Source organism: Agrococcus jejuensis, from assembly GCF_900099705.1.
In the GTDB taxonomy this organism is placed as follows: domain Bacteria; phylum Actinomycetota; class Actinomycetes; order Actinomycetales; family Microbacteriaceae; genus Agrococcus; species Agrococcus jejuensis.
This window is the reverse complement of sequence record NZ_LT629695.1, coordinates 1,525,402-1,548,776: the sequence shown is the minus strand read 5'-3', so window position 1 is coordinate 1,548,776 and position 23,375 is coordinate 1,525,402. Positions and strand designations below refer to the sequence as shown.

Here is a 23,375-nt window from a genome sequence, read left to right as displayed (position 1 = left end):
CCCGTCGAGGTCGGCTGATGGCCGAGGAGACGGGCCTCGAGCTCTACGCCCGCACCGCCCGCCGTTCGGCGGCGCTCGTCATCCGCGACTACTCGACGTCGTTCGGGCTCGCGTCGCGGCTGCTGACGCCGCGGGTGCGGTGGCAGATCGGCGCGATCTACGGCGTCGTGCGGCTGGCCGACGAGGTCGTCGACGGGCCGGCGCACGCCGCGGGCGTGCCGGTGGACGAGCGGCGGCGCATGCTCGACGCGCTCGAGCAGGAGGTCGAGGCGTCGCTCACGCGGCGCTTCTCGACGAACATGCTCGTGCACGCCTTCCAGGACGCCGCGGCCGTCGCATCCTTCGGCCCCGAGCTCACGCGACCGTTCTTCGCGTCGATGCGCCGCGACCTCGACCCCGTCGACCTCACCGACGAGGCCGAGCTCGACGAGTACGTCTACGGCTCGGCCGAGGTCGTGGGGCTCATGTGCCTCGCGGCGTTCCTCGCCGACGCACCGCCCTCGCCCGCCGAGCGGGAGCGGCTGGATGCGGGCGCTCGCGCGCTCGGGTCCGCGTTCCAGCGCGTGAACTTCGTGCGCGACCTCGCGGCCGACGCCGACGGCCTCGGCCGCCGCTACCTGCCGCAGCTCGACCCCGCGCATCCGACCGAGGAGGCGAAGCACCTCGTGCTCGACCGCATCGACGCCGACCTCGCCATCGCCGAGGCCACGTTGCCGTTGCTGCCGCGGGATGCGCGCCGCGCCGTGGGTGCCGCGCACGGGCTCTTCGCGGCGCTGTCGCGCCGCCTGCGCGCGACGCCGGCCGGGCGGCTGCGGCGCGAGCGCGTGCGCGTGCCGGGGCCCGAGAAGCTGCGCATCCTCGCTGCTGCGGCGGTGCGGTGATGGGGGCGCACTCCCGCACGCGCATCGTCGTCATCGGCGGCGGCATCGCCGGGCTGCACTCTGCGGCGCTGCTCGCACGCGACGGGCACGACGTCACGCTGCTCGAGCAGCGCGACGAGGTCGGCGGACGCATGGGCACGTGGCGGTCGGAGGGCTTCACGTTCGACATGGGCCCGTCGTGGCTGCTCATGGGCTCGGTGTTCGAGCACGCGTTCCGCATGCTCGGCACGACGATGGAGCGCGAGCTCGACGTCGTGCGGCTCGACCCCGCATACCGCGTCTGGCATGCGGGCGGCGAGCCCGTGGAGCTGCGGTCGGATCGCGCGCACTCGGAGGCCGTGTTCGAGGGCATCGAGCCCGGCGCGGGTGCCGCGCTCGGGTCGTACCTCGACTCCGCAGAGCACGTGGCGTCCCTCGCGGTCGACGGCCTGCTCTACAACCGGTTCGAGTCGCCGGCATCCCTGCGCGGCACCGGCGTGGTGCGGGAGGCGGGCACGCTCGCACGGCTGCTGCTCGAGCCGCTCTCGCGCCGCATCGACCGCACGGTGACCGACGAGCGGCTCCGCCAGATCCTCGGCTACCCGGCCGTCTTCCTCGGCACGAATCCGTATGCGGCGCCGAGCATGTACCACCTCATGAGCCACTTCGACCTCGTCGACGGCGTGGGCTACCCGGTCGGCGGCTTCGGCACGATCGTCGAGGCGTTCGCGCGCCTCGCCGCCGCGCACGGCGTCGCGATCGAGACGGGCGCGCGCGTCTCGACGATCCGCGTCGTCGACGGGCGCGCCGTGGGCGTCGAGGTCGACCGCGGCGCGGGCACCGAGTCGCTCGACGCCGACGTCGTCGTGGCCGCCTCCGACCTGCACGCCGTCGAGACGCGGCTGCTGCCCGAGCGGTTCCACGCACGCGGGGAGCGCCGATGGGCGAAGGCGACGCCCGGCCCGAGCGCCGTGCTCGTGCTGCTGGGCGTCGAGGGTCGCGTGCCCGAGCTCGCCCACCACTCCCTCATGTTCACGGGCGACTGGCGCGAGGGGTTCCGCGCGCTCGACGGCACCGTGCCGTGGCCGGGCGGCGACGCGAACATCTACGTCTGCGCGCCGAGCCGCACCGACGCGACCGTCGCGCCCGAGGGACACGAGAACCTCTTCGTGCTCGTGCCGCTGCCGGCCGACGCATCCATCGGCCACGGCGGCATCGACGGTGCGGGGGATGCCGCGGTCGAGCGCATCGCCGACGACGCCATCGCGCAGATCGCGCAGTGGACGGGCGCGACCGACCTGGCCGATCGCATCCGCGTGCGCCGCACGATCGGGCCCGCCGACTTCGCCGACTGGTTCGACGCCTGGCGCGGCACGGCCCTCGGCCCCGCGCACACGCTGCGGCAGTCGGCCTTCCTGCGAGGCACGACCGCGTACCGCGGCGTCGACGGCCTGCTCACCGCCGGCCAGTCGACCGTGCCGGGCATCGGCATGCCGATGTGCCTCATCTCGGCCGAGCTCGTGCTCAAGCACGTGCGCGGCGACCGGTCGGTGGGGCCGCTGCCCGAGCCGCCGGTGGATGCGGTCGCGCCCGTCGACGAGGTCGGCGCGTGACGCTGCTCTCGTTCGCCTACCTCGGCGCGCTGCTGTGCTCGATGCTCGGCATGGGCATCATCGACCGCCGGTGGCGCCTCGCGCTGTGGCACGACCCGCGGCGCACGCTCGTCGCCGTCGCGGCATCCACGGCGCTGCTGCTCGTGTGGGATCTCGTGGCGATCTCGGTCGACCTCTTCCGCATCGGCGAGAGCGCGGGCATGACGGGCATCGAGCTCGGGCCGCACATGCCGATCGAGGAGCCCGTGTTCCTCGTGTTCCTGTCGTACATCGCGATCGTGCTGTGGCGTGCGGCGCTGCGCGTGCTCGCGTCGCGTCGGTCGCGGGCATCGCGAGCGGAGGCGGCCTCGTGACCTACCTGCTGCTCATCGCGATCTTCGGCGCCGCATCCCTCGCGCTGCTGCTCGTCGCCCGCCGCCGCCTCGCGCCGCGCGCCGTGCAGGCGATGCTGCTCGCGTTCGCGGCGCTGTCGGTGCTCACGATCGTGTTCGACTCGCTCATGATCGCCGCCGACCTGTTCTCGTACGGCCCGGGCACGACGGGCATCCGCCTGTGGCTCGCGCCCATCGAGGACCTCGCCTACCCGGCTGTGGCGCTGCTCGTCGGCGTGGCCGTGTGGTCGCTCGTGCCGGCGCGGCCGCGGGCGGATGCTCGCGCCGAGCCGGAGGTCGACGCATGATCGGCAGGCTCATCGCCTCGTCGAGGCCGCTGTCGTGGATCAACACGGCGTTCCCGTTCGCGGCGGCGTACGTGCTGGTGACGGGCCGCATCGACGTGGCGCTCGTGGTCGGCACGATCTTCTTCCTCGTGCCGTACAACCTCGCGATGTACGGCATCAACGACGTCTTCGACTACCCCTCCGACCTGCGCAACCCGCGCAAGGGCGGCGTCGAGGGTGCGCTGCTCGCGCCCGAGCTGCACCGGCCGACGCTCATCGCATCCGCACTCGTGTGCGCCCCGTTCGTCGTCGCGCTCGTCGTGCTGGGGTCGTGGCCGTCGTGGATCGTGCTCGCCGTGAGCCTCGTCGCCGTCGTCGCGTACTCGGCGCCGCCGCTGCGCACGAAGGAGCGGCCGTTCGCCGACTCGATGACGTCGTCGACGCACTTCGTGTCGCCCGCCGTCTACGGCCTCGTGCTCGCCGGTGCCGAATGGACGCCGCAGCTCGTCGCGCTGCTCGCCGCCTTCTTCCTGTGGGGCATGGCGAGCCACGCGTTCGGCGCCGTGCAGGACGTCGTGCCCGACCGCGAGGCCGACATCGCCTCGATCGCGACGGTGCTGGGCGCGGCGCGCACGACGAGGCTCGCCATCGGCATGTGGATCGGCGCGGGCCTGCTCATGCTGCTCACCGGCTGGCCGGGCATCCTCGCCGCCGTGCTCGCGGTGCCGTACGTCATCGCCGCGTGGCCGTATCGCTCGGTGTCGGATGCCGACTCGGGTCGCGCGAACGGCGGCTGGCGCTGGTTCCTCGGCATCAACTACGCGTGCGGCTTCGTCGTGACGATGCTCTGCATCCTCTACGCGTTCACGCGCTGAGGACGTCGGCCGGTGCCTCCGGTCCACCTCAGACCGCGCACCATCTCGAACCGAGTGCTCTCCTCTGACCGCTCCGTGAGGTGCGAGCGGAGCGAGCCTCGAAGGGAGCCCACCGAGGCTCTACCGCCGCACCCGCCGCATCCCGATCACCGCGAGCCAGATGCCGATCACGACGCCACCGACGCTCGTGCCGAGCCACACGGTCCACCAGGCGCCGATGCTGCCGGGCACCACCGGGCTCGGGCTCGACTCGGGCGCGTGGAAGCCGTCGCCCGGCGGCGTCGGCTGCGCGCTCGCGGCCGACTGCACGGCCCACCAGATGCCGACGACGAGCACCGATGCGACGACCGGCGCGAGCGTCGCGATCCATCGCTCGAAGGTCGTCCACACGCGGCCGGTCCACAGCGCGACGATGCCGGCGATCCAGCCGAGCACCGGCAGCAGGAATCCGCCGAGGCCGATGAGCAGGGCAGTGACGGCGACGTAGCCCGGGCCGCGGCCGTAGCCGGTCGGCGCGGCCGTCGCAGGAAGCGTCGAGACCGAGCCGTCGGCGGCCTCCGCGGCGATCGACGCCGGATCGCCCAGCTCGGCGATGCGTGCTCGCGCCGCAGCGGGGTGGAGCGAGCCGAGCTCCTCCGCGATGCCCGCGCGGATCTCGCGCGCGGTGCCGAACGGCACGTCGCGCAGGGCGTCGTCGAGGCGTGCGAGATAGTCGGCGACGGGGTCGGTGGCGGTCATGCGTCTCCTCCGTGCGGTGATGCGTCGGATGCGTCGGCCAGCATGGCGCCGACGGCGGCGGTAAACGGGCCCCACGCATCCTGGAAGCGTGCGAGCTCGGCGGTGCCCGTGGGTGTCAGGCGGTAGTACTTGCGCACGGGGCCCGTGCCCGTGGCTCGCTCGAACGCGGCGACGAGGCCGCGGTCGCGCAGGCGGCCGAGCACGGGGTAGAGCGTGCCGATGCTCGCGATGAGGCCCGCGCGCGTGAGGTGCTCGGACAGCTGCCAGCCGTACATGGGCTCGCGGGCGAGCAGGCCGAGCACGCACGACTCGACGACGCCCTTGCGCAGCTGCGCACCCACGTCGGCTGTCATGCGATCCACGATACCTTGCGACGCACGATACGTCGAGGGCCCGACGATCAGCCGAGCACGATCTCCGCCTCCGTCGGCCCGCCGCACTGCTCGGAGCCGCCGACGCGCACCCACTCGGGCTCGACCTCGCCCTCGGCGAGCACGGTGCCGGCCACGTCGAGGAGGCGGTAGCCGACGGCGTCGGTGCCGCCGCTCATGATCGAGATCGTCCAACCCTCGAGGCCGTCGCCGCTCGCCTCGCCGAACAGGCCGTCAGCGATGGCCTCGTCGCTCGCGAGCTCGTCGAGCGGCGCGGGCGCGCAGCCCGCCGACAGGCACAGCTCGAGCGCGACGTCGTCGCGAGGCTCGGCGAGCGTCACGGACAGCGTCGAGAAGTATCCGACCGCGGGGCACGCGACCGGCAGCGGCGCGCATGCAGCGGTGACGGTCGCGGCGAGCGCGGTCGTCGCCACGAGGCCGAGCCTGCGCATCCGTCGTCCCATGCGGCGAGGCTACGGGTGGTGGCTGGACGACTCAGACGGGCACCGGACCGACCGGCTCGCGTCGCGCGCGGACGCACACGAGGATGAGGGCGATCCCGGCGGCGAAGGCGCTCGCGAGCGTCAGCGACCAGTCGATGGGCGCCGGCAGCACGAGCGTCGAGCCGTCGAGCAGGCCGTAGGTCGTGTCGCAGCCGAGGCTCAGCGTCCGTGGCTCGTTCGACCACGAGCCCGCATCCGCCGGCGCGTTCGACAGCTGCCAGTCGAGGCGGCACGACTGCCACTGCACGTACAGGTTGCCCAGGCCCAGCACCGGGCTCGCCAGCACGAGCGCCCACCCGGCGAGCAGCCCCGCCGACGTGCGATCCATCAGCGGCGCTCGTACCGCCACGGCTGCTCGGCCGTGAGCAGGCGGTGGCGCGGGCCCGCGGGCGTCTCGTCGGCCCCGTCGTACGCCTCGTCGCCGTGCCACAGGAACCGCTTGGCCGCGGGGTCGTGGTGCGTGACGAAGCGGTCGACGTCGGCCGCACGCGCCGCCGCGATCGCGTCGTCGACGGATGCGGCGCCCACGAGCGCGTGCAGCGTGACCCACGTCGGCGGGAACAGCAGCAGGTCGCCCTCGGCGTGCGCGTCGAGCGCGTCCTGCGGGCGCAGCCACCGGTGCTCCTCGATCTCGCCGGGGTTCGGCACGACCTCGGCCTGCGGGGCGCGCGCGATGAAGAACCACGTGCGGAAGCGCCTGCTCGTCTCCTCGGGCGGCGTCCAGTGCGACAGCGCGGCGACGTCGTCGGCCGCGAGCTCGAGGCCCGTCTCCTCCCGCGTCTCGCGGATCGCGGCCGACACGGCGCGCGCATCCTCGTCGGCACCCGCATCCGACTCGTCGACCCGGCCGCCGGGGAACACCCACGCGCCCGCGAACGAGCCGCGGTCCGGGCGACGCAGCAGCAGCGCCTCGACGCCGGGCACCACGGGGTCGTCGGCGTCGCGCAGCAGCACGACCGTCGCGGCGGCGGGGAGGGCTGCGTCGACCATGCCGTCACGCTACCCGCGCCGGCCGGATGTGACGCTGAGCGGTCGCTCGAGGGCGCATTCCCCTCGGCGAGCCGCTGAGCGTCACCCCGTGCCCGTCGCACCCATCGCCGACCCACTGCCCCCGCACGCGTGCCGCATGATCGCGGGGATAGCGTGGGCTCATGGTCGCCAACGTCGGCATCCGCCGCATCCTCGCCCCCAATCCGGGGCCCATGACGCTCGACGGCACGAACACGTGGATCGTCGGCGACATGCGCGGCGTCGTCGTGGTCGACCCCGGCCCGCGCAACGCCGCCCACATCGCCACGCTCGCGAGCCTGCCGGTGCGGCTGGTGGTCGTGACGCATCACCACCACGACCACACGGATGCGGCGATCGAGGTCGCCGAGCGCGTCGGCGTGCCGCTGCGGGGGTTCGACGAGGACTGGTGCGTCGGCGCCGATCCGCTCATGGACGACGAGGTGCTCGACGTGATCGAGGCACCGATCCGCGTCATCGCGGCGCCGGGCCACACCGCCGACTCGATCGCGCTGTGGATCGAGCACCACGGCGAGCACGGCGCGATGGTGACGGGCGACACGATCCTCGGCCGCGGCACGACCGTGATCGCGCAGCCCGACGGCTCGGTCGACGACTACCTCGCGACGCTCGACAGGCTCGAGACGTTCGGGGACGCCCGCGTGCTGCCCGGTCACGGCGACGAACTGCCGTCGCTCGCCGGCGTCGTGCGCGCGTACCGCACGCACCGCATGCAGCGCCTCGCCGAGGTGCGCGAGGCGCTCGCGCGACTGGGGCAGGATGCGTCGGTCGAGGCGGTGGCCGACCACGTCTACGCCGACGTGCCGTCGTCGGTGCGCTCGGCCGTCGAGGCGTCGGTCGCGGCACAGCTGGCGTACCTGCGGGGCTGACCCCGGCCGGCGCGTCCGCGCGGACGCGCCGAGAGCGCGATCAGGCGGACGCACTCCACCTGTGGCCTCGCTCGGTGCGCATCGCGGCGGCCGAGTCGAGGCGTGACGACCTTCGCTCGCGCACGACGACGCCCCACCCGCCGAGGCGGATGGGGCGTCGTGCTGCTCGGGCCGGATCAGTCCGGCGAGTCGAGCTCGGGGTCGTCGGTGGTGTCGCCCGTGCCGGTGCCGGCGTCGTCGACGTCCTGCCCCGTGACGTCGGTGTCGTCGACGCCGGGGTCGGCGGCCGACTCCTCCGGCGCGCCGGAGCCGAGGTCGACCTCGCGGTCGGCATCGACCCCGCCGTCCTGCTGCGCAGGCTCGGCGGCGTCGCGCTGGGCGTCGGGCCCGGCGCTCTCGTCGGACTCCGTCTGGCCGGTGAGGGCCTCGACCTCGTCGGGCTCGTCGTGCGGCGTGGTGTCGCTCATCGTCGCTCCTCTCGATCGGTCGGCCGCCTGGACGGCGGTCGTGTCAGCCGGACTTCCTGCGGTGCACGCGCTTCTGCACCGCGGGGGCGCTGTGCGCCGCCTGGATCGGGCCGGCGGCCTGACCCTGGCCGTGGTGCTGCTGGTTCTTCTTCGCGAGTGCCTCGCGGAACTTGCGACGCTGCGCCTCCTCGGGCGTCTCGCTGCCCTCGGGGGTGTCGGGCGGGGTCTCGATCTCGGCGTCGGTCATGACCCCACCCTGGCACTGCGCGCGCATCCGCCGCCACCGGGTTGCGGATGCGGCGGACGGGTCGCCGCAAGAAGTGGCCGATCGATGCGTTTCGCAGGCGATCCGGGGGTGCGGAGGGAAGATACCCCTCCGCTACCCCAGATCGCCTGCAATACGCAGAGGGGTAGGGATGGTCAGGCGTGCGGCGAAGGGTCGGAACGCGCCGAATCCGCGTCGCGATCGTCGGTGACGGCGGCGATCGAGCGCAGGAACGTCGTCAGCCAGACGAAGATGAGCCCGCACGCGGCGAACTCGAAGCCCGTGAAGTTGTAGTACCCGATCGGCACCCACAGCAGCAGCGCGAAGATCGTGCCGGCGACCATGAGCGTCGAGATGGCATGCACGCCGCGCGGCAGGCCGGGTGCGAGCCACGGCAGCGCCGCGCACAGCACGAGGAACACGAGCACCATGCCGGCCGCGAGGCCGATGTGCAGCCACTCGGCGATGTCGACGCGCACGATGCCCGTGAGCATCATGAGCACGCCGATCGCGGCGAGCAGCCGTCCCACCCATACGGTGCGGCCGCCCTCGGGCACGGCACGCTCGAGGTCGTGCGTCAGGTACGCGGCCATCGTCGCCACGAGGAGGCCCGAGATCACGAGCGTGCCGTTGAACGCGAGCCCGGAGATGCCGCCTCCGGCGCCGAGCTCCGAGAAGTGCACCTCCCACCACGACGAGTCGGAGGCCGTGAGCATCGAGAACAGCACGCCCACCACGAGGAAGGCGGGCACGAGCGCGCCGAGCACGCGCGTGTCGATCTCCTCGCCGAGCGGATGCGCGAGATACGCGGCGGCACCGGAGGCGATCGCGACGGCGATCGCGCCGCCGAACGCGTCGAGCTCGAGGCCCGCGAACCCCTCCTGGAAGACGAGCGCGATCGTCAGTACGGCGATGTAGGCGAAGCCCATCGCGACGACGGTGAGCGAGCCGCCAGCGACGACGCGCACGAATCCGCCGAGGCGCTGCGTCGTCGCCGCGTGGCGCGGATCGGTCGACCGCAGGTACGCGCCGACGAACGACGCCCCCGCGGCGACGGCGGCGAGAGCGGCGGCGACGGTGCCGACCGAGCGGGATCCTGCGAGCGGATGCGTGGCGCCGTCCATGACGGCGAGCGCGACGAGCCCCACGACGAAGGCGACGAGGCCGCCGACGAGCGCAGCGGCGACGGCCTCGAGCTCGCGCCGCGAGCGCGCGCCGAGGTCGGCGGTCGCGAGCAGCCGCTCGACGGGGCGGAGCACGTCCACGCGGATCAGGCGGGCCTGGCGAGCTCGAGCCGCTCGGCGAGCGGCAGGCGCAGCAGCGCGGCGGCCGGCACGAGCAGCTTCGCGCCGCGGATGCCTGCGCCGATCACGACGTCGCCCGCCTCGGCGACGGCGTCGTCGACGAGGATCGGCCAACCCGGCAGGCCGACGGGCGTGATGCCGCCGAACTCCATGCCGGTGTCGCGCACGGCGTCGTCCATGGGCGCGAACGACGCCTTGCGCGCGTCGAGGCGCTTGCGCACGACGCCGTTGACGTCGGCGCGGTGCGTCGCGAGCACCATGACGGCGGCGGTGCGGGTCTCGTCGCCGCGGCGTCCGGCGACGATGACGCAGTTCGCGCTCGCCTCGAGCGCCACGTCGTACGCCTCGCAGAACGCGGCGGTGTCGGCGAGCGACGCGTCGATCTCGGCGACGAGCGCCTCGGGCACGAGGTGGATGGCGGCCGCGACCGCCGGGGCGAGCAGCTCGGGGTGGTCGGCGGCGGGCCGCCAGTCGAGGGTGCCGCGGGCGCTCGGGCTCATGCGGCGAGCCTAGCCGCGGCGCCCGCGCCCATCGGACCGCCGGCGGACGCGCCCCGAGGTGCAGGGCAGCGTAGCCCTCGCACGCGACGGAAGCCACGGGGCATCACGCGGACGGCGAGGCGAGGACGGTTGGGGGCCACGCCACCGGACGCGGTCGCTCGAGCCTCGAGCCACCGACCGATCCTCGGCGTCGAGGAGGACACCATGGCCAAGGCCACCATCGAACGAGCAGCGGGCTTCGACCCGATCGCCCTCATCCACGGGCTCGGCGTGCGCAGCTCGCACGCCTACATCGCCGGCTTCGCGTCGGTGGGCCTGTCGTTCACCACGTGGGTCATCTCACGCGGCAAGCCTGACGACTCGCGTGCGCAGTCCGACCGGTGGGGCATCTTCACCGGTCACTGGGCACCCACGTTCTTCCTCATCGGCCTCGCGCTGAAGAAGGAGGAGTAGGGCGCTCGGGCTCGGCCGGTCGGCCGAGCCCGAGGCCTCAGGCCGGGAAGCGCACCCCTGCGAGCTCCTGCGACAGGTCCCACGCGCGGGCCGCATCCGCCTCCGACCGCAGCGGCCGGTAGAGCGGCTGCAGCGCGGGGGCTCCGCCGAGGCGTCCGGGGCCGCGGGGGCTCCACAGCTGGCCGGCCTCGACGTCCGGGAAGGTCGCGGCGACGAGCGCGGGCAGCATCGCCGTCTCGGGTGTGCCCACGATCAGGCCGCGCGCCGACATCCAGCGGATGAGCCGCACCTCCCGCGTGTCCTCTGCGCGCCCCACCTCGGGCCGGGCGGCGAGCAGGCTCGTGGGCGCGACGCCCGGATGCGACAGCACGCTCGTGAGGCCCCATCCGCCCGCGTCGGACCGGCGCGCGAGCTCGAGCCCGAACAGCCCGAACGCGATCTTCGACTGCCGGTACGCGGCCATGCCGTCGTAGCCCTGCGCGAACTGCGGGTCGTGCCACCGCATCCCGCCGCGAGCCGCCGCGACGCTCAGCTGCGACACGACGCGGGCGCGGCCGGCGCGCAGCAGTGGCAGCAGGTGCGCGACCAGCGCGACGTGGCCGACGTGGTTCGTGCCGAGCTGCAGCTCGAGGCCGTCGGCCGTCGTCTGCCGCTCGGGGGGCGTCATGACGCCGGCGTTGCCGACGAGCATGTGGATGGGCTCGCCCTGCTGCTGCAGGGTCTCGCCGAGCGCCGCGACCGAGTCGAGCGACGACAGGTCGAGCGCGTGCAACGTGAGTCGCGCATCCGGCACCGCGGCGCGGATGCGGGCGACGGCCGCCTCGCCCTTCGCGGGGTTGCGCACCGGCAGCAGCACGTCGGCGCCCGCGCGGGCGAGGCGCTCGGCGAGCCGCAGGCCCATGCCGTCGCTGCCTCCCGTCACGAGGGCACGGCGGCCGCTGAGGTCGGGGACGGTCACGTCGATGGTGCGTGGCATGGGTGGACTCCTCGTCGTCGCGACCAGCCTCGCCCGGCGCCGCGAGCGCATCCAGGGATCGCCGATCCGTGGATGCGGCGGGCCGGTTCCGCGAGGATCGACGCATGGACCTCGACCGCGCGGGCCTCGCCGACTTCCTCCGCACGCGCCGCGCCGCGCTGCAGCCCGAGGACGTGGGCCTGCCGCGCGGGCAGCGGCGTCGCACCGAGGGCCTGCGCCGCGAGGAGGTCGCCGCCCTCGCCCACATGAGCGTCGACTACGTCGCGCGCCTCGAGCGCGAGGTGGGGCCGCAGCCGTCGCCGCAGATGCTCGCGTCGATCGCGCAGGGCCTGCACCTGTCGCGCATCGAGCGCGACCACCTCTTCCGCCTCGCGGGCCACGAGCCACCCGCGGGCGGCGTCGACGGCGAGCACGTGGCGCCCGGGCTGCTGCGGGTGCTCGACCGGCTCGACGACACCCCGGCCGAGATCGTCTCCGAGCTGGGCGAGACGCTGCGGCAGACCCGCATGGCCGTGGCGCTGCTCGGCGACCTCACGGCGCTGCGCGGGCCCGAGCGGTCGATCGGGTACCGCTGGTTCCTGACGCCCGGCGCTCGCGACCTGCACCCGGCCGACGACCACGCCTTCTACTCCCGCATGTACGCGTCGGGGCTGCGCGAGCTCACCGCCCGCCGCGGTCCCGGCTCGCGGGCGGCGGCGTACGCGGCGATGCTGCTCGAGCGGTCGGAGGAGTTCCGCGAGGTGTGGGAGCGGCACGAGGTGGGCGTGCGCCCGCGCGAGGTGAAGCGCTTCGTGCATCCCGAGGTCGGCGACCTCGAGCTCGCGTGCCAGCAGCTCGTCGACCCGGCCGCATCCCACACGCTGCTCGTCTACACGGCGATCCCCGGCACGCCGAGCCACGAGCGCCTCGCGCTGCTGCAGGTGCTGGCGGATGCGGGTGCCGCGGGCTGAGCGGTTGCGAGGTGCGGTTGCTGCACCGAGGTGCGCTTCGTGCACGTCCCACCGTTGCGAGGTGCGGCTGCTGCACTCAGGTGCTGTTGCAACCGCACCTCAGTGCAGCAAGCGCACCTCGCAACGATCGGCCCGCCGCATCCGCCCCCCAACGCCGAACGGGCGCGCACCCCCGGAGGAGCGCGCGCCCGTCAGGACAGCAGCGTGCGTCAGGCCGAGGCCGACTCCGCCTTGGCAGCCTTCTCGGCGTCGGCAGCAGCCTTCGCCTCGGCCGCCTGCGCCGCGAGCAGCGCGTCGCGCTTCGCACCAGGCACCCATCCGCCGTCGACGACCTTCCTCTGGAAGATCGACGCCGCCACCACGAGCACCACCGCGATGACGATGCAGAGGATGACGCCGAGCGTCGTGCCGCCCATGAGCGAGACGCCGATGAGCGTGCCGAACCAGCCGAAGTCGGCGTCGCCGAACGTCGAGTTCGAGAAGCCGAACTCGCCGAGCACGAGCAGCAGCACCGCGGGCAGGATCGTGATGATCACGCCGTTCACGAAGCCACCGACCGCTGCGCCGACGCGACCACCGGTCGAGTTGCCGAAGACGCCAGCGCCACCACCGGTGAAGAAGTGCGGCACCATGCCGGGCAGGATGAGCGCGAGGCCCAGCGCCGGGTTGAGCCACACGGCGATGATGCCGAGCGTCACGAGGCCACCCGCGAACGATGCGAGGAAGCCGATGAGCACGGCGTTGGCGCCGAACGGGAACACGATCGGGATGTCGAGGGCCGGCTTGGCACCCGGCACGACCTTCTCGGCGATGCCCTGGAAGGCAGGCACGAGCTCGCCGAGCACCGTGCGCACGCCGTAGAGGATCACGGCGACGCCGACGCCGAACTGCAGCGCCTGCGCGAACGCGGCCATGATGAACGCGCCCGGGTCGGCCGAGCCGAACAGCTCCATGGCCTGCTCGGGGATGGCGATGAGGCCCCAGATCGCGAACACCTCGTAGATGAGCACCATCGAGAGGGCGGTGGCGATCATCGAGTCGCGCAGGAACTTCAGACCCTGCGGGAACTTGATCTCCTCCGTCGAGCGGCTGCGGCGACCCGTCGCCTGGCCCGCGGCGCCGGCGGCGATGTAGCCGAGCGTGCCGAAGTGGCCGATCGCCAGCGAGTCGTCGCCGGTGATCTTCTTCATCCACGGCTGCGCGAACGCCGGCATGACGACCATGATCACGCCGAGCAGCACCGCGCCCACGAGCACGACGAGCCAGCCGAGGTCCTCGCCGAAGCCGACGGTCAGCACGACCGTGAGCATGAGGGCCATGAACACCATGTGGTGGCCCGTGAGGAAGATGTAGCTGAGCGGCGTGAAGCGCGCGAGCACGAGCATCACGAGGAAGCCGAGCACGAGCACGTAGGCGCTCGTCGCGCCGTACTGCTCGGACGCGATGGCCGTGATGACCTCGTTCGTCGGGATGACGCCCTGCGCACCCGTGACGGCGAGGATGAGCTCGCCGAGCGGGCCGAGGGATGCGACGACGACGTTGGCGCCGGCGCCGAGGATCAGGAAGCCGAGGGCCGCCTTGAGGCCGCCGCCGATGACCTGGCCGGCGTTGCGACGCAGCGCGATGAGGCCGACGGCGGTGATGATGCCGATGAGGTACGCGGGCACGTTGAGGATCTGCTGCCCGATGAAGTCGAGGATGACGACGAGCCACTCCATCGCGGCTCCCTTCTGCTGTGTGTTCTAGGGACCTGGCGCTCAGCCGACGTGCGGCGTGAGCTTCTCGGTGATCTCGGCGACGCTCGTGAAGTTGTCGATCACGATGACGGTCGCGGGGACGTCGCCGATCTCGGGAGCGAGCTCGTCGGACGTGAGCACGACGTCGGCCGTGCGGGCGGCGCCGCGGGCGGTGCCGATGTCGGCTGCCTCGACGTCGGCGTCGTCGACGCCCAGTGCGCGAAGCGCCTTCTCTGCGTTCATCTTGAGCAGCACCGAGGTGCCGATGCCCATGCCGCAGACTGCGACGATCTTCATGGGGTGCCTCTCTTCTTCGATCGGTTGGATGTGGGGATGCGTCAGGCGGCCGGGGCGAGCGCGGCGAGGCGCTCGCGGACGGCGGTGGGGGAGTCGGCGGCGAGCAGCGCCTGGAAGGCGTCGTCGTCGGCGAGGATGCCGGCGAGCGCGGCCATGATCTCGAGGTGGCCGTCGTGGTCGGTGGCGGCGAGGCCCACGACGAGGCGCACGGGGTCGTTGGCCTTCGAGCCGAATGCGACGGGCTCGGCGAGCGTGACCCACGAGATGCCGGTGCGCTGCACCGCGGGGCTCGGCCGCGAGTGCGCGAGCGCGAAGCCGGGGGCGATGACGATGTACGGGCCGTGCTCCTCGACGGCGGCGATCATCTCGTCGGTGTAGGCGTCGGTCGTGACGCCCGTCGCGACGAGTCGCTCGCCTGCCGCTCGGATGGCTGCGCGCCAGTCGTCGGCGGCGACGTGGGTCGCGATCGCCGTCTCGGGCAGCTGCTCGGCCAGGTCCACGTGTGCTCCTTCGTCGTCGAGGAATGGTCATCGCCTCGCGGGCGTGGCTGACACTACTCGGAATCGGCGACTTCTGCACACTATTGGTCGAAAGCGTGGTGTGTTGAGTGCCCTCGATGCCCGATCCTCGAGGTGCTCACGAAGTGAGCCTCGAAGGGATCCCTTCGGCTGACGTCAGCGTGGGGGACCCTTCGAGGCTCGCCTAGCGGCTCGCACCTCAGGGAGCGGTGGTTGGCGACGCCGCGTGGACGGCGTCAGCAACCAGGACCGATCCTTGAGGTGCGAGCGAAGCGAGCCTCGAAAGGAGCCCTCCGGCTGCCCTCAGCCCGCGCGCCGCCGCGTGATGCGGCTGATGCGGTCGGCGTCGAAGAGGGCGTCCTGCGCCAGCAGCGACGCGCCGCGCACACCCGCCTTCGACCCCAGCCTCGACCGCTCCACGACGAGCCCCTGCCGCGAGAACACGTGGCTCGCGCCGAAGATCGCGCGGCGGATCGAGCCGATGAACCGCTCGCCCGCCTCCGCGAGGTTGCCGCCGATCACGACTGCCGACGGGTTCAGCAGCCCCACGACGTCGGCGATCGCGTAGCCGATGATCTCGCCGATCTCCTCGAGCGCGGCGATGGCATCCTCGTCGCCCGCATCCACGAGCGCCACGATGTCGGCGGAGGTGCGGATGCGCGCGCCGCCGCGCGTGAGCTCGTCGCGCACGGTGCCGCCGGAGGCGACGGTCTCGAGGCGGCGCAGCGGCTCGCTGAGCCGGTCGCGCATCGGGGCGGAGAGCTGGCCGGCGCCGCCGCGCGAGCCGCGCAGGATGTCGCCGTCCTGCACGAACGCGCAGCCCACGCCGATGCCGGCCTTCACGACCACGAGGTCGCGGTACTCCTGCCAGGCGAGGCGCGACTCGCCGACGGCGAGGATGTTGACGTCGCGGTCGACGGCCACGACGACGTCGGGCATGAGCGAGTCGAGGTAGCGCGAGATGTCGACGTCGTCCCAGCGCGGGTCGAGCTGCGGCGAGCCGAGGATGCCGGTGCGCGAGTCGACGGGGCCGGGCACGCCGATGCCGATGCCGCGCACGTCGGCGGTCGAGCGGCCGAGGGCGGCGAGCAGGTGCTCGAAGACCTGCATGGCCCAGTCGAAGATGTCGTCGGGGCCGTCGAAGAGGCCGATGTCGGCCTCGTCCTCGCTGAGCACGGTCGAGACGAGGTCGGTGACGCCGACCTTGGTGTGGCTCGAGCCGATGTCCATCGCCAGCAGCACGCCGGAGTCGGCGTTGACCGCGAACTCCTCGGCGGGTCGGCCGCCGCGCGAGTCCTGCTGGCCGGATCGCACGACGATGCCGGGCTCGAGCAGCTCGTCGAGGCGACGCCCGATGGTGACGCGCGACCATCCGAGGCGGTCGACGAGCTCGCTGCGGGTCGTGGCCTCGCCCGAGCGGATGAGGTCGAGCACGACGCCGGAGCCCGTGGACAGGTGCTTGGCCATGCGGGACTCCTCTCTGCGTCGCTGCGTGCCCTTCGAGGGCGGATGCCGCGTCGACTTTCGACTACTTCTATGCCAAAGTAGCGGACATGGCCGACGACGTCACCACGATCCTGCCCGACTCCGTGCTGGGAGCCCGCCACGAGGCCGAGCGCCGAGCGGTCGCGGCTGCCGTCGCCATCCCCGCGCACGTCGTGCAGGCCAAGGGCCACGGCCACGCCGGCACCGCGATGGCGATGGCGCCGCTCGCGCACGTGCTGTTCCAGCGCATTCTGCGCCACGACCCCGCCGACCCCACGTGGGAGGGCCGCGACCGCTTCGTGCTCAGCGCGGGTCACGCGAGCCTGCTGCTCTACACGCAGCTGCACCTCACGGGCTACGACCTGACGCTCGCCGACGTCGCCGCATCCCGCCAGCTCGACGCCCGCACGCCCGGCCACCCCGAGCTCGGCCACACGGCAGGCGTCGAGATGTCGACGGGTCCGCTGGGCCAGGGCGTCGCCTCCGCCGTGGGCATCGCGCTCGCCGCGCAGCGCGACGAGGCGCTGCACGGCGCCGGCACGGGCGTCTTCGACCCGACCGTGTTCGTGCTCGCGGGCGACGGCTGCCTGCAGGAGGGCGTGTCGGGCGAGGCGTCGAGCCTCGCGGGCACCCTCGGCCTCGAGAACCTCGTGCTGATCTGGGACGACAACCGCATCACGATCGACGGCGGCACCGACGTCGCGTTCGACGAGGACGTGCGCGCCCGCTACGCCGCCTACGGCTGGCGCGTGCTCGAGATCGAGGACTTCCGCGACCTCGCCGAGATCGAGCGCGTGCTGACGGCCGCTCGCGAGCGCACCGGGCAGCCCACGCTCGTCGCCGTGCGATCGACGATCGGCTGGCCCTCGCAGGGCATCGGCGGCACGCCCGCCGCGCACTCCGGCGGCTTCGGCGACGCCGAGGTCGCCGCGGTCAAGACGGCGCTCGGCATCGCGGCCGACGCATCCCTCGACGACCTCGTGACGCCCGAGGTGCTCACGGTCACGCGGCGCGCGCTCGAGCGCGGCGCCCGCCTGCACGCCGAGTGGCGCGACGCGTACGCCGCGTGGATGGAGTCGGCCGACGGCCGCGTGATGATGCGCCGCTGCTCGGGCGTCGCCGGCTGGCACACCGATGGTGGATTCGCGGGCGCGCTCGCGATGGAGGCGGGACTCGCCGAGCTCGACGCCGTCGAGGCGCCCGAGGAGGGCGCGTCGGTCGCGACCCGCGCGACGAACGGGAAGGTGCTGCAGGCGCTGCAGCAGTGGGGCGGCCTCTTCGGCGGCTCGGCCGACCTCTCGGGCTCGACGAGCGTCGCCGTGCCCGGCGCGGCCATGTCGCGCTCGAACCCCGGCGGCGACTTCGTGCACTTCGGCATCCGCGAGCACGCGATGGCCGCGATCCTCTCGGGCATCGCGCTGCACGGGCTGTGGCGACCGTACGCATCCACGTACCTCGCGTTCAGCGACTACCAGCGGCCGGCGCTGCGCCTGCAGGCGCTCATGGGCCTGCCCGCGATCCACGTCTACACGCACGACTCGGTCGCGGTCGGCGAGGACGGCCCCACGCACCAGCCGGTCGAGCAGGTCGCGGCGCTGCGCACGATCCCCGGGCTCGACGTCGTGCGCCCGGCCGACGGCGCCGAGGTGCTTGCGGCCTGGCGGCGCATCCTGTCTGCTCCGTCGGGCCCGACGGCGCTCGTGCTGTCGCGGCAGGGGCTGCCGACGCTGGCTGCGCGTTCGGGGTTGGACGAGTCGGTCGCGCATGGTGGATACGTCGCGCGGCAGCACGGCTCGGGTGCCGACGTCGCACTGATCGCGACGGGCTCGGAGGTGCAGCTGGCGCTCGCCGCGGCGCGCGTGCTGGCCGACGAGGGCGTCGAGGCTCGTGTGGTCTCGATGCCGTGCGTCGAGTGGTTCTCGGAGGCGCCGGTCGAGTACCGCGACGCGGTGCTGCCGCCGACGCTGCGCGCCCGCGTCGCGGTCGAGGCCGGCCGCGGCGACGCGTGGTGGCGCTGGGTCGGCATCGACGGCCGCGTCGTGTCGATCGACGAGTTCGGCGAGTCGGGCGCGGGCGACCAGGTCATGGCCCGCCGCGGCATGACGACGGATGCGGTGCTCGCCGCGGCCCGCGAGGTGCTCGCGCGCTGACCCGTTGCGAGGTGCGGTTCTCGTTGCGAGGTGCGCTTCTCCTGTCGAGGTGCGCGGAGAGCTCCACCTCGACAGGAGAACCGCACCTCGCAACGTCAGGGGGCGGCTGTCGGGACGTCAGGCGGTGACGGTGCCCATCGTGCGCTCGACGGCGATCTCGATGACGACGCGCGCCGGGTTCTCGCGCGGCTGCCGGTAGCGCTCGGCGTACCGCCGCACGGCCTCGGCGACGCGCTCGGGGTCGCTCGACACCGTCGCCGGCCCTTCGACGGTCGTCCACCAGCGGCCGTCGACCTGCGAGACCGACACGCGCGTGCCGGGATGCGCGGCGATGTTTCGCGCCTTGAAGCTCGTGCCCGACGCGATGATGCGCACCAGCCCCGCCTCAGCGTCGTACGTGGCACCGACGGGAACCTGGTGGATGGATCCGTCGGGCCGGAGCGAGGCGAGCATGCAGAGGCGGCGCTCGCTCCAGAAGCGCATGAGGGCGTCGGCGTCGGGCTGCGTGTCGGGCGAGGATCCCATCGACGACCGAGGCTAGTCGCGTGCGCCGTGCAGGAGGCCCGGGTTGCGCTCGAGCAGCGCGACCGTCGCGGCGCGAAGCCACCGGGCGGGCTCGGCGAGCGCGAGGTCGACGCCACCGGCCGCCTCGACGGCCGACGTCGCGTCGGCGATGCCCGCCGCGAGCAGCGCGTCGCGACTCGCGGCGATCCGACCGGCGACCGCGATGCACGGCGCACCCGCGGCGCGCGCGTGCCGCGCGATGCCGACGGGCGCCTTGCCGAGCAGCGACTGCTCGTCGAGCGAGCCCTCGGCCACCACGACGAGGTCCGATGCGGCGATCGCAGCGTCGAGTCCCAGCGCGTCGGCGACGACCTCGACGCCGTCGGCGGCCGTCGCCCCGACGGCGACCTGCAGTCCTCCGGCGATGCCGCCGCCCGAGCCGCCCCACCCCGCCGTCGCGAGGTCGGAGCCGCACGTGGCGTCGAGCACCTGCGCCCACGAGCGCAAGCCCGCGTCGAGCGCCGCGACGCCGTCGGCATCCGCCCCCTTCTGCGGCGCGAAGACCTCGGCCGCGCCGCCCGGCCCTGCGAACGGGTTCGCGACGTCGGAGCAGAGCACGATCTCGACACCATCGAGGGCCGCACGGGCCGGCGCGACGTCGATGCGTCGGATGCGGTGCAGCACAGCGCCGCCGCCGCGCACCTCCTCGCCGTCGCCGTCGTACGCGCGCGCGCCGAGCGCGCGCAGCGCGCCGAGCCCGCCGTCGGTCGTCGCCGAGCCACCCACGCCGAGCACGATCCGGCGCGCGCCGGCAGCGACGGCGCGCAGCAGCAGCGCTCCCGTGCCGAACGTGTCGGCGGCGAGCGCGTTCGCGCGCGTCTGCGGGACGAGACCGATGCCGCTCGCCGCGGCCATCTCGACGACGGCCGTGTCGCCGAGCAGCGCCCACCGCGCGTCGACGGGCTCGCCGAGCGGGCCTGCGACCCTATCCACGCGCGCCGCTGCGCCGGCAGCGATCACGGCGTCGACCGTGCCCTCGCCGCCGTCGGCGAACGGCATGCGGGCGATGCGCGCAGCCGGCACCACGTCGACGATGCCCGCCGTGATCGCGTCGGCGGCCTCGATCGCGGTGAGCGTGCCCTTCAGCGAGTCGGGCGCGACGAGCACGCGCAGCGATTCGGTCATGATGCCTCCGTGCTCGAGGGTGCCACGACTCGTCGCGGGCTGCACGATGCGGTCGTCCGGCGCCCGCGTCGCGTCACGGGGTCGGGGCGCCGTGCTCGAGCAGCTGCCCATCGACGACCGTCGCCACCACCGCGAGGTCGAGCAGATCCTGCGGCGACACGCGAGTCGGGTCGTCGGCCCAGAGCGCCAGGTCGGCCTTCGCGCCCACCGCGATGCGCCCCAGGCTCGCATCGCCCATCAGGGTCGCGCCCGCCGTCGTGTAGCCGTGGAGCACCTCGGCACCCGTCAGCCGCTGCTCGGGCTCGAAGACATGGCCGCGGTCGCCGTCGACGTGGCCGCGCATGCGCGCCCAGGCCATGCCGATGCGCGCGTCGAGCTGGGCCACGGGCCAGTCCGAGCCGAGCGCGAGCGTCGCACCCGCGCGCAGCACGTCCTTCGCACGCCAGCCGCGCGCGCTGCGCTCGCCGCCGAGGCGGTCGGCCCATGAGTCCGAGTGGTCCGCCGCGCGCCATTGCATGTGCAACGGCTGCATCGAGACGCCGATGCCCGCCCGAGCGATGCGCGCGAGGTCGACGTCGGTCATGGTCTCGAGGTGCTCGATGCGGTGCGGGGCCCCCGAGACGGCCGTGACGCCCGCACGCTCGTATGCGGTCACGACCTCGCCGACGGCGCGGTCGCCGATCGCGTGCGTCGCGATCTGGAAGCCCGCCTCCGCGTAGCGCTGCACGACGTCGGCGTACCGCGCCGGGTCGGGCCACAGCGGCGCGAGGCCGTCGCCGCGCGTGTCCGCCTCGTAGAGCCAGGCGGTGCCGGTGTCGATGACGCCGTCGTGGAAGAGCTTGATGAGGCCGCCCGACCAGCGGGAGCCGTGCCGGTCGCGCTGCGCGATGACGTCGTCGACGTCGTCGTCGTCGAAGTGCTGGCCGTGCAGGAGCGCCGTCATGATGCGCACGGGAAGCCCGGATGCCGTCGCGTCGAGCTCGTCGTAGAGGTCGTGCCGGCTGCGGTCGCCGTCCATGACGACGACGCTCGTGACGCCGCTGCGGCGGAACGCGTGCAGCGTGTCGAGCACGGCAGCGCGAGCCTCGTCGGGACGCAGGCCGGGCGCGTGGTCGAGCACGCGAGCGTACGCCGACGGCTCTCGCAGCTCGCCCGTGGGCCGTCCATCCGCATCCACGACGATCTGCGCCGCGTCGGCGAAGCGCTCGGCGCCGCGCACCCCCGCGATGCGCAGGGCGGCGGACGAGGCGATCGCCGTGTGGCAGTCGAACAGCATGACGCACGCTGGCAGGCCCAGCACGAGGTCATCGATGGCGGCGGCGCTCATGGGTCGATCCGCGAACACGGCGTAGTCGAGGTTCCACGCACGCACCCAGGCGTCGCCGCCGATGCGCTGCACGCGCGCCGCCTCGGCGTGGAGCGCCACCGCGAGGTCGTCCCACGTGCGCACCGCGCCGAGGTCGATGCCGCGCGCGAGCGTCGTCACGTTGACGGGATGCGCGTGCGAGTCGATGAGCCCGGGCGTGAGCGTCGCGCCGCGGGCGTCGAGCACGTCGGCGTCGGCTCCGACGAGCGCGCGCATCTCCCCGGCGGTGCCGATGCCGACGATTCGTCCGCCGCGGACGGCGACCGAGGCGTGCTCGATCGGCTCCGGCGCGAGGATGCGTGCGCCCTGGACGACGAGGTCCGTCATCGGGCGGTCACCGTAGTCTCGGACGTCTCGAGGTCGACGCGCTCGTCGAACTCGAGCGCGGGCGGCTCGGACCGGAACCAGCTCGTGCGCAGCCCGAAGACGACCGCGCCGACCGCGAGCCATGCGACCCCGAGCACGTAGGTGAAGGGGGCGAGAGACGTGAAGAGCCAGGCGATGAAGGCGAAGCCGACGAGCGGGAGCAGGAGGTACGTGACGACGGCGCCGCGGCCGCGCACGCGCCGGTCGACCCAGAAGTGCTTCACCACCGAGAGGTTGACCATCGCGAAGGCGACGAGCGCGCCGAAGTTGATCATGTAGACGGCGGCGTCGAGCGTGATGAAGAGCGCGACGAGCGAGAACGCCGACACCACGAGCGCCGCGACGTACGGCGTGCGGAAGCGCCGGTGCAGGCGTGCGATCGGTCGGGGCAGCAGGCCGTCGCGACCCATGGCGAACAGCACGCGGCTGACGCTCATCTGCGCCGCGGTGCCGCAGAGGATGGTGGCGATGATGTAGACCACGAGGAACGCGGTCGTGAGCGCCGTGCCGCCCACGCGTTCCATGAGCTCGGTGCCGGCCGCGTCGAGGTTCGTCAGCTGCGTCCAGTCCGGCACGAGCACGCTGCTGGCCCAGGCGACCACGATGAATCCGATGCCGACGAAGAGCGTCGAGAGCAGGATGCCGCGCGGGATGTTGCGCTGCGGGTCGCGCGTCTCCTCGGCGAGCGTCGAGACGCCGTCGAAGCCGAGGAATGCGAGTGCGACGACGGCGGCGCCGGCGACGATCGGGCCGAGGCCGTCGCCACCGGGGAGGAAGGGGGCCAGCAGGATGTCGGGGGTCAGCGCGTCGGCGCGGGTGAAGGCGAGCACGACGAACACCGCCACGATGAGCGCCGCCGACGCGACGGAGGCGTAGTTCAGCTTCTCGACCCACTGCACGCCGATGACGTTCAGCGCGAGGACGAGGGCGAGGCCCGCCATCGTGAAGACCTGCGCGGGCACCTCGGGCAGGACGCTGTTCATGTAGAGCCCGATGAGCAGGAAGTTGATCATGGGGAGGAAGAGGTAGTCGAGCAGCATCACCCATCCGGTGAAGAAGCCGACGATGCGCCCGAACGCCTTCGACGTGTACGTGTACGCCGAGCCGGCATTGGCGATGGAGCGGGCGAGACGGCCGTAGCTCTTCGCGGTGAAGAGCATGGCGACGACGGCGAGCACGTAGGCGGCTGGCAGATGCCCATCGCTGAGCCGCGTGGCCGATCCATACACTGTGAAGACGGCGAGGATGCCCATCGATGCCATGCCGTAGGCGATGAGGGCGGGCAAGCCCAGGACGCGCTTGAGCCTCGTCGGCCGGTCGGTGCTGCGCTGCGGCAT

At 73.4% G+C, this 23,375-nt stretch carries 27 protein-coding genes; 9 read left to right on the top strand and 18 right to left on the bottom strand.

Annotated elements, in window-relative coordinates; translation table 11 throughout:
* Nucleotides 1-17 precede the first annotated feature (17 nt).
* The 5 genes from BLQ67_RS07245 to BLQ67_RS07225 are packed head-to-tail and all read left to right on the top strand — an operon-like array spanning nt 18 to nt 4,006.
* Nucleotides 18-881, top strand: coding sequence for a phytoene/squalene synthase family protein (locus BLQ67_RS07245; RefSeq protein ID WP_092503769.1), 864 nt, complete (start codon nt 18-20; stop codon nt 879-881).
* On the top strand, nt 881-2,473 hold the full coding sequence (crtI, locus tag BLQ67_RS07240; protein ID WP_092503767.1) for a phytoene desaturase family protein: 1,593 nt from the start codon (nt 881-883) through the stop codon (nt 2,471-2,473). Before BLQ67_RS07245 ends, crtI begins: the two co-directional genes overlap by 1 nt.
* On the top strand, nt 2,470-2,826 hold the full coding sequence (locus BLQ67_RS07235; protein WP_231945194.1) for a lycopene cyclase domain-containing protein: 357 nt from the start codon (nt 2,470-2,472) through the stop codon (nt 2,824-2,826). Before crtI ends, BLQ67_RS07235 begins: the two co-directional genes overlap by 4 nt.
* On the top strand, nt 2,823-3,152 hold the full coding sequence (locus tag BLQ67_RS07230) for a lycopene cyclase domain-containing protein (protein ID WP_092506827.1): 330 nt from the start codon (nt 2,823-2,825) through the stop codon (nt 3,150-3,152). The genes BLQ67_RS07235 and BLQ67_RS07230 overlap by 4 nt, the downstream gene beginning before the upstream one ends.
* Nucleotides 3,149-4,006 (top strand): prenyltransferase, encoded by an 858-nt coding sequence (locus BLQ67_RS07225; RefSeq protein ID WP_092503765.1) that lies wholly within the window; start codon nt 3,149-3,151, stop codon nt 4,004-4,006. Before BLQ67_RS07230 ends, BLQ67_RS07225 begins: the two co-directional genes overlap by 4 nt.
* Before the next feature lie 120 nt (nt 4,007-4,126).
* Here the strand turns inward: BLQ67_RS07225 and BLQ67_RS07220 are convergent, their stop codons facing one another.
* Genes BLQ67_RS07220 through BLQ67_RS07200 form a run of 5 tightly spaced genes read right to left on the bottom strand, consistent with a single transcriptional unit; the run spans nt 4,127 to nt 6,608 of the window.
* Nucleotides 4,127-4,744 carry an HAAS signaling domain-containing protein gene (locus BLQ67_RS07220; protein ID WP_092503763.1) on the bottom strand — a complete coding sequence of 206 codons (618 nt, stop codon included), beginning with the start codon at nt 4,742-4,744 and terminating at the stop codon, nt 4,127-4,129.
* Nucleotides 4,741-5,097, bottom strand: a complete 357-nt coding sequence (locus BLQ67_RS07215; protein ID WP_092503761.1) for a PadR family transcriptional regulator — start codon at nt 5,095-5,097, stop codon at nt 4,741-4,743. Before BLQ67_RS07215 ends, BLQ67_RS07220 begins: the two co-directional genes overlap by 4 nt.
* A gap of 47 nt (nt 5,098-5,144) precedes the next feature.
* Nucleotides 5,145-5,579 carry a hypothetical protein gene (locus BLQ67_RS07210; RefSeq protein WP_092503759.1) on the bottom strand — a complete coding sequence of 145 codons (435 nt, stop codon included), beginning with the start codon at nt 5,577-5,579 and terminating at the stop codon, nt 5,145-5,147.
* Nucleotides 5,580-5,610: 31 nt separating this feature from the next.
* Nucleotides 5,611-5,946 (bottom strand): hypothetical protein, encoded by a 336-nt coding sequence (locus BLQ67_RS07205; protein WP_092503757.1) that lies wholly within the window; start codon nt 5,944-5,946, stop codon nt 5,611-5,613.
* Nucleotides 5,946-6,608 carry an NUDIX hydrolase gene (locus tag BLQ67_RS07200; RefSeq protein ID WP_092503755.1) on the bottom strand — a complete coding sequence of 221 codons (663 nt, stop codon included), beginning with the start codon at nt 6,606-6,608 and terminating at the stop codon, nt 5,946-5,948. Before BLQ67_RS07200 ends, BLQ67_RS07205 begins: the two co-directional genes overlap by 1 nt.
* Nucleotides 6,609-6,769: 161 nt before the next feature.
* Between BLQ67_RS07200 and BLQ67_RS07195 the strand changes: the two genes are divergently transcribed.
* The gene (locus BLQ67_RS07195; RefSeq protein ID WP_092503753.1) at nt 6,770-7,516 is read left to right on the top strand and encodes an MBL fold metallo-hydrolase; all 747 of its coding nucleotides are present in this window, start codon (nt 6,770-6,772) and stop codon (nt 7,514-7,516) included.
* Between the two features lie 176 nt (nt 7,517-7,692).
* Here BLQ67_RS07195 and BLQ67_RS07190 read toward each other — a convergent pair whose 3' ends face one another.
* From BLQ67_RS07190 to BLQ67_RS07175, 4 genes are all read right to left on the bottom strand, one after another.
* Nucleotides 7,693-7,983 carry a hypothetical protein gene (locus BLQ67_RS07190; protein WP_092503751.1) on the bottom strand — a complete coding sequence of 97 codons (291 nt, stop codon included), beginning with the start codon at nt 7,981-7,983 and terminating at the stop codon, nt 7,693-7,695.
* 43 nt (nt 7,984-8,026) lie between these two features.
* On the bottom strand, nt 8,027-8,230 hold the full coding sequence (locus BLQ67_RS07185) for a DUF5302 domain-containing protein (protein ID WP_092503749.1): 204 nt from the start codon (nt 8,228-8,230) through the stop codon (nt 8,027-8,029).
* Nucleotides 8,231-8,403: 173 nt separating this feature from the next.
* Entirely contained in the window at nt 8,404-9,513 is a 1,110-nt protein-coding gene (locus BLQ67_RS07180) for a DUF998 domain-containing protein (RefSeq protein WP_092503747.1), read from the bottom strand.
* 5 nt (nt 9,514-9,518) lie between these two features.
* Complete coding sequence (locus BLQ67_RS07175) at nt 9,519-10,052, bottom strand: YbaK/EbsC family protein (protein ID WP_092503745.1); 534 nt, start codon at nt 10,050-10,052, stop codon at nt 9,519-9,521.
* A 204-nt stretch (nt 10,053-10,256) separates the two neighbouring features.
* Here BLQ67_RS07175 and BLQ67_RS07170 point away from each other — a divergent pair, with 204 nt between their 5' ends.
* Complete coding sequence (locus BLQ67_RS07170; protein ID WP_092503743.1) at nt 10,257-10,505, top strand: hypothetical protein; 249 nt, start codon at nt 10,257-10,259, stop codon at nt 10,503-10,505.
* Between the two features lie 37 nt (nt 10,506-10,542).
* On the opposite strand, the gene BLQ67_RS07165 is transcribed toward BLQ67_RS07170, so the two are convergent.
* A complete protein-coding gene (locus BLQ67_RS07165; protein WP_092503741.1) occupies nt 10,543-11,481 on the bottom strand; it encodes an SDR family oxidoreductase in 939 nt (312 codons plus the stop codon).
* Between the two features lie 104 nt (nt 11,482-11,585).
* On the opposite strand from BLQ67_RS07165, the gene BLQ67_RS07160 reads away from it, so the two are divergent.
* Complete coding sequence (locus BLQ67_RS07160; RefSeq protein ID WP_092503739.1) at nt 11,586-12,431, top strand: helix-turn-helix transcriptional regulator; 846 nt, start codon at nt 11,586-11,588, stop codon at nt 12,429-12,431.
* Nucleotides 12,432-12,640: 209 nt separating this feature from the next.
* Here BLQ67_RS07160 and BLQ67_RS07155 read toward each other — a convergent pair whose 3' ends face one another.
* From BLQ67_RS07155 to BLQ67_RS07140, 4 genes are all read right to left on the bottom strand, one after another.
* Entirely contained in the window at nt 12,641-14,149 is a 1,509-nt protein-coding gene (locus BLQ67_RS07155) for a PTS ascorbate transporter subunit IIC (protein ID WP_092503737.1), read from the bottom strand.
* 39 nt (nt 14,150-14,188) lie between these two features.
* Nucleotides 14,189-14,464 (bottom strand): PTS sugar transporter subunit IIB, encoded by a 276-nt coding sequence (locus BLQ67_RS07150; RefSeq protein WP_092503735.1) that lies wholly within the window; start codon nt 14,462-14,464, stop codon nt 14,189-14,191.
* Nucleotides 14,465-14,505: 41 nt separating this feature from the next.
* The gene (locus tag BLQ67_RS07145) at nt 14,506-14,964 is read right to left on the bottom strand and encodes a PTS sugar transporter subunit IIA (RefSeq protein ID WP_092503733.1); all 459 of its coding nucleotides are present in this window, start codon (nt 14,962-14,964) and stop codon (nt 14,506-14,508) included.
* A gap of 321 nt (nt 14,965-15,285) precedes the next feature.
* Nucleotides 15,286-16,449: an ROK family transcriptional regulator gene (locus BLQ67_RS07140; protein ID WP_092503731.1), complete on the bottom strand. Its 1,164-nt coding sequence runs from the start codon at nt 16,447-16,449 to the stop codon at nt 15,286-15,288.
* An 86-nt stretch (nt 16,450-16,535) separates the two neighbouring features.
* On the opposite strand from BLQ67_RS07140, the gene BLQ67_RS07135 reads away from it, so the two are divergent.
* Nucleotides 16,536-18,617, top strand: coding sequence for a transketolase family protein (locus BLQ67_RS07135; protein ID WP_092503729.1), 2,082 nt, complete (start codon nt 16,536-16,538; stop codon nt 18,615-18,617).
* A 117-nt stretch (nt 18,618-18,734) separates the two neighbouring features.
* Here BLQ67_RS07135 and BLQ67_RS07130 read toward each other — a convergent pair whose 3' ends face one another.
* The 4 genes from BLQ67_RS07130 to BLQ67_RS07115 form a co-directional block, all read right to left on the bottom strand.
* Nucleotides 18,735-19,142: a pyridoxamine 5'-phosphate oxidase family protein gene (locus tag BLQ67_RS07130; RefSeq protein WP_172802267.1), complete on the bottom strand. Its 408-nt coding sequence runs from the start codon at nt 19,140-19,142 to the stop codon at nt 18,735-18,737.
* 12 nt (nt 19,143-19,154) lie between these two features.
* Entirely contained in the window at nt 19,155-20,306 is a 1,152-nt protein-coding gene (locus BLQ67_RS07125; RefSeq protein WP_157674707.1) for a glycerate kinase, read from the bottom strand.
* A 73-nt stretch (nt 20,307-20,379) separates the two neighbouring features.
* Nucleotides 20,380-21,999 (bottom strand): amidohydrolase, encoded by a 1,620-nt coding sequence (locus BLQ67_RS07120; RefSeq protein WP_092503725.1) that lies wholly within the window; start codon nt 21,997-21,999, stop codon nt 20,380-20,382.
* Nucleotides 21,996-23,375, bottom strand: a complete 1,380-nt coding sequence (locus tag BLQ67_RS07115; RefSeq protein WP_092503724.1) for an APC family permease — start codon at nt 23,373-23,375, stop codon at nt 21,996-21,998. Before BLQ67_RS07115 ends, BLQ67_RS07120 begins: the two co-directional genes overlap by 4 nt.

Coding starts and splice junctions, on each gene's coding strand:
- BLQ67_RS07245 (WP_092503769.1), top strand. CDS start 18: ATGGCCGAGGAGACGGGCCTCGAGCTCTACGCCCGCACCGCCCGCCGT.
- BLQ67_RS07200 (WP_092503755.1), bottom strand. CDS start 6,608: ATGGTCGACGCAGCCCTCCCCGCCGCCGCGACGGTCGTGCTGCTGCGC.
- BLQ67_RS07220 (WP_092503763.1), bottom strand. CDS start 4,744: ATGACCGCCACCGACCCCGTCGCCGACTATCTCGCACGCCTCGACGAC.
- BLQ67_RS07205 (WP_092503757.1), bottom strand. CDS start 5,946: ATGGATCGCACGTCGGCGGGGCTGCTCGCCGGGTGGGCGCTCGTGCTG.
- BLQ67_RS07115 (WP_092503724.1), bottom strand. CDS start 23,375: ATGCCGCAGCGCAGCACCGACCGGCCGACGAGGCTCAAGCGCGTCCTG.
- BLQ67_RS07175 (WP_092503745.1), bottom strand. CDS start 10,052: ATGAGCCCGAGCGCCCGCGGCACCCTCGACTGGCGGCCCGCCGCCGAC.
- BLQ67_RS07155 (WP_092503737.1), bottom strand. CDS start 14,149: ATGGAGTGGCTCGTCGTCATCCTCGACTTCATCGGGCAGCAGATCCTC.
- BLQ67_RS07150 (WP_092503735.1), bottom strand. CDS start 14,464: ATGAAGATCGTCGCAGTCTGCGGCATGGGCATCGGCACCTCGGTGCTG.
- BLQ67_RS07125 (WP_157674707.1), bottom strand. CDS start 20,306: ATGACCGAATCGCTGCGCGTGCTCGTCGCGCCCGACTCGCTGAAGGGC.
- BLQ67_RS07190 (WP_092503751.1), bottom strand. CDS start 7,983: ATGAGCGACACCACGCCGCACGACGAGCCCGACGAGGTCGAGGCCCTC.
- BLQ67_RS07165 (WP_092503741.1), bottom strand. CDS start 11,481: ATGCCACGCACCATCGACGTGACCGTCCCCGACCTCAGCGGCCGCCGT.
- BLQ67_RS07225 (WP_092503765.1), top strand. CDS start 3,149: ATGATCGGCAGGCTCATCGCCTCGTCGAGGCCGCTGTCGTGGATCAAC.
- BLQ67_RS07120 (WP_092503725.1), bottom strand. CDS start 21,999: ATGACGGACCTCGTCGTCCAGGGCGCACGCATCCTCGCGCCGGAGCCG.
- BLQ67_RS07210 (WP_092503759.1), bottom strand. CDS start 5,579: ATGGGACGACGGATGCGCAGGCTCGGCCTCGTGGCGACGACCGCGCTC.
- BLQ67_RS07130 (WP_172802267.1), bottom strand. CDS start 19,142: ATGGGATCCTCGCCCGACACGCAGCCCGACGCCGACGCCCTCATGCGC.
- BLQ67_RS07195 (WP_092503753.1), top strand. CDS start 6,770: ATGGTCGCCAACGTCGGCATCCGCCGCATCCTCGCCCCCAATCCGGGG.
- BLQ67_RS07170 (WP_092503743.1), top strand. CDS start 10,257: ATGGCCAAGGCCACCATCGAACGAGCAGCGGGCTTCGACCCGATCGCC.
- crtI (WP_092503767.1), top strand. CDS start 881: ATGGGGGCGCACTCCCGCACGCGCATCGTCGTCATCGGCGGCGGCATC.
- BLQ67_RS07185 (WP_092503749.1), bottom strand. CDS start 8,230: ATGACCGACGCCGAGATCGAGACCCCGCCCGACACCCCCGAGGGCAGC.
- BLQ67_RS07160 (WP_092503739.1), top strand. CDS start 11,586: ATGGACCTCGACCGCGCGGGCCTCGCCGACTTCCTCCGCACGCGCCGC.
- BLQ67_RS07215 (WP_092503761.1), bottom strand. CDS start 5,097: ATGACAGCCGACGTGGGTGCGCAGCTGCGCAAGGGCGTCGTCGAGTCG.
- BLQ67_RS07140 (WP_092503731.1), bottom strand. CDS start 16,449: ATGGCCAAGCACCTGTCCACGGGCTCCGGCGTCGTGCTCGACCTCATC.
- BLQ67_RS07135 (WP_092503729.1), top strand. CDS start 16,536: ATGGCCGACGACGTCACCACGATCCTGCCCGACTCCGTGCTGGGAGCC.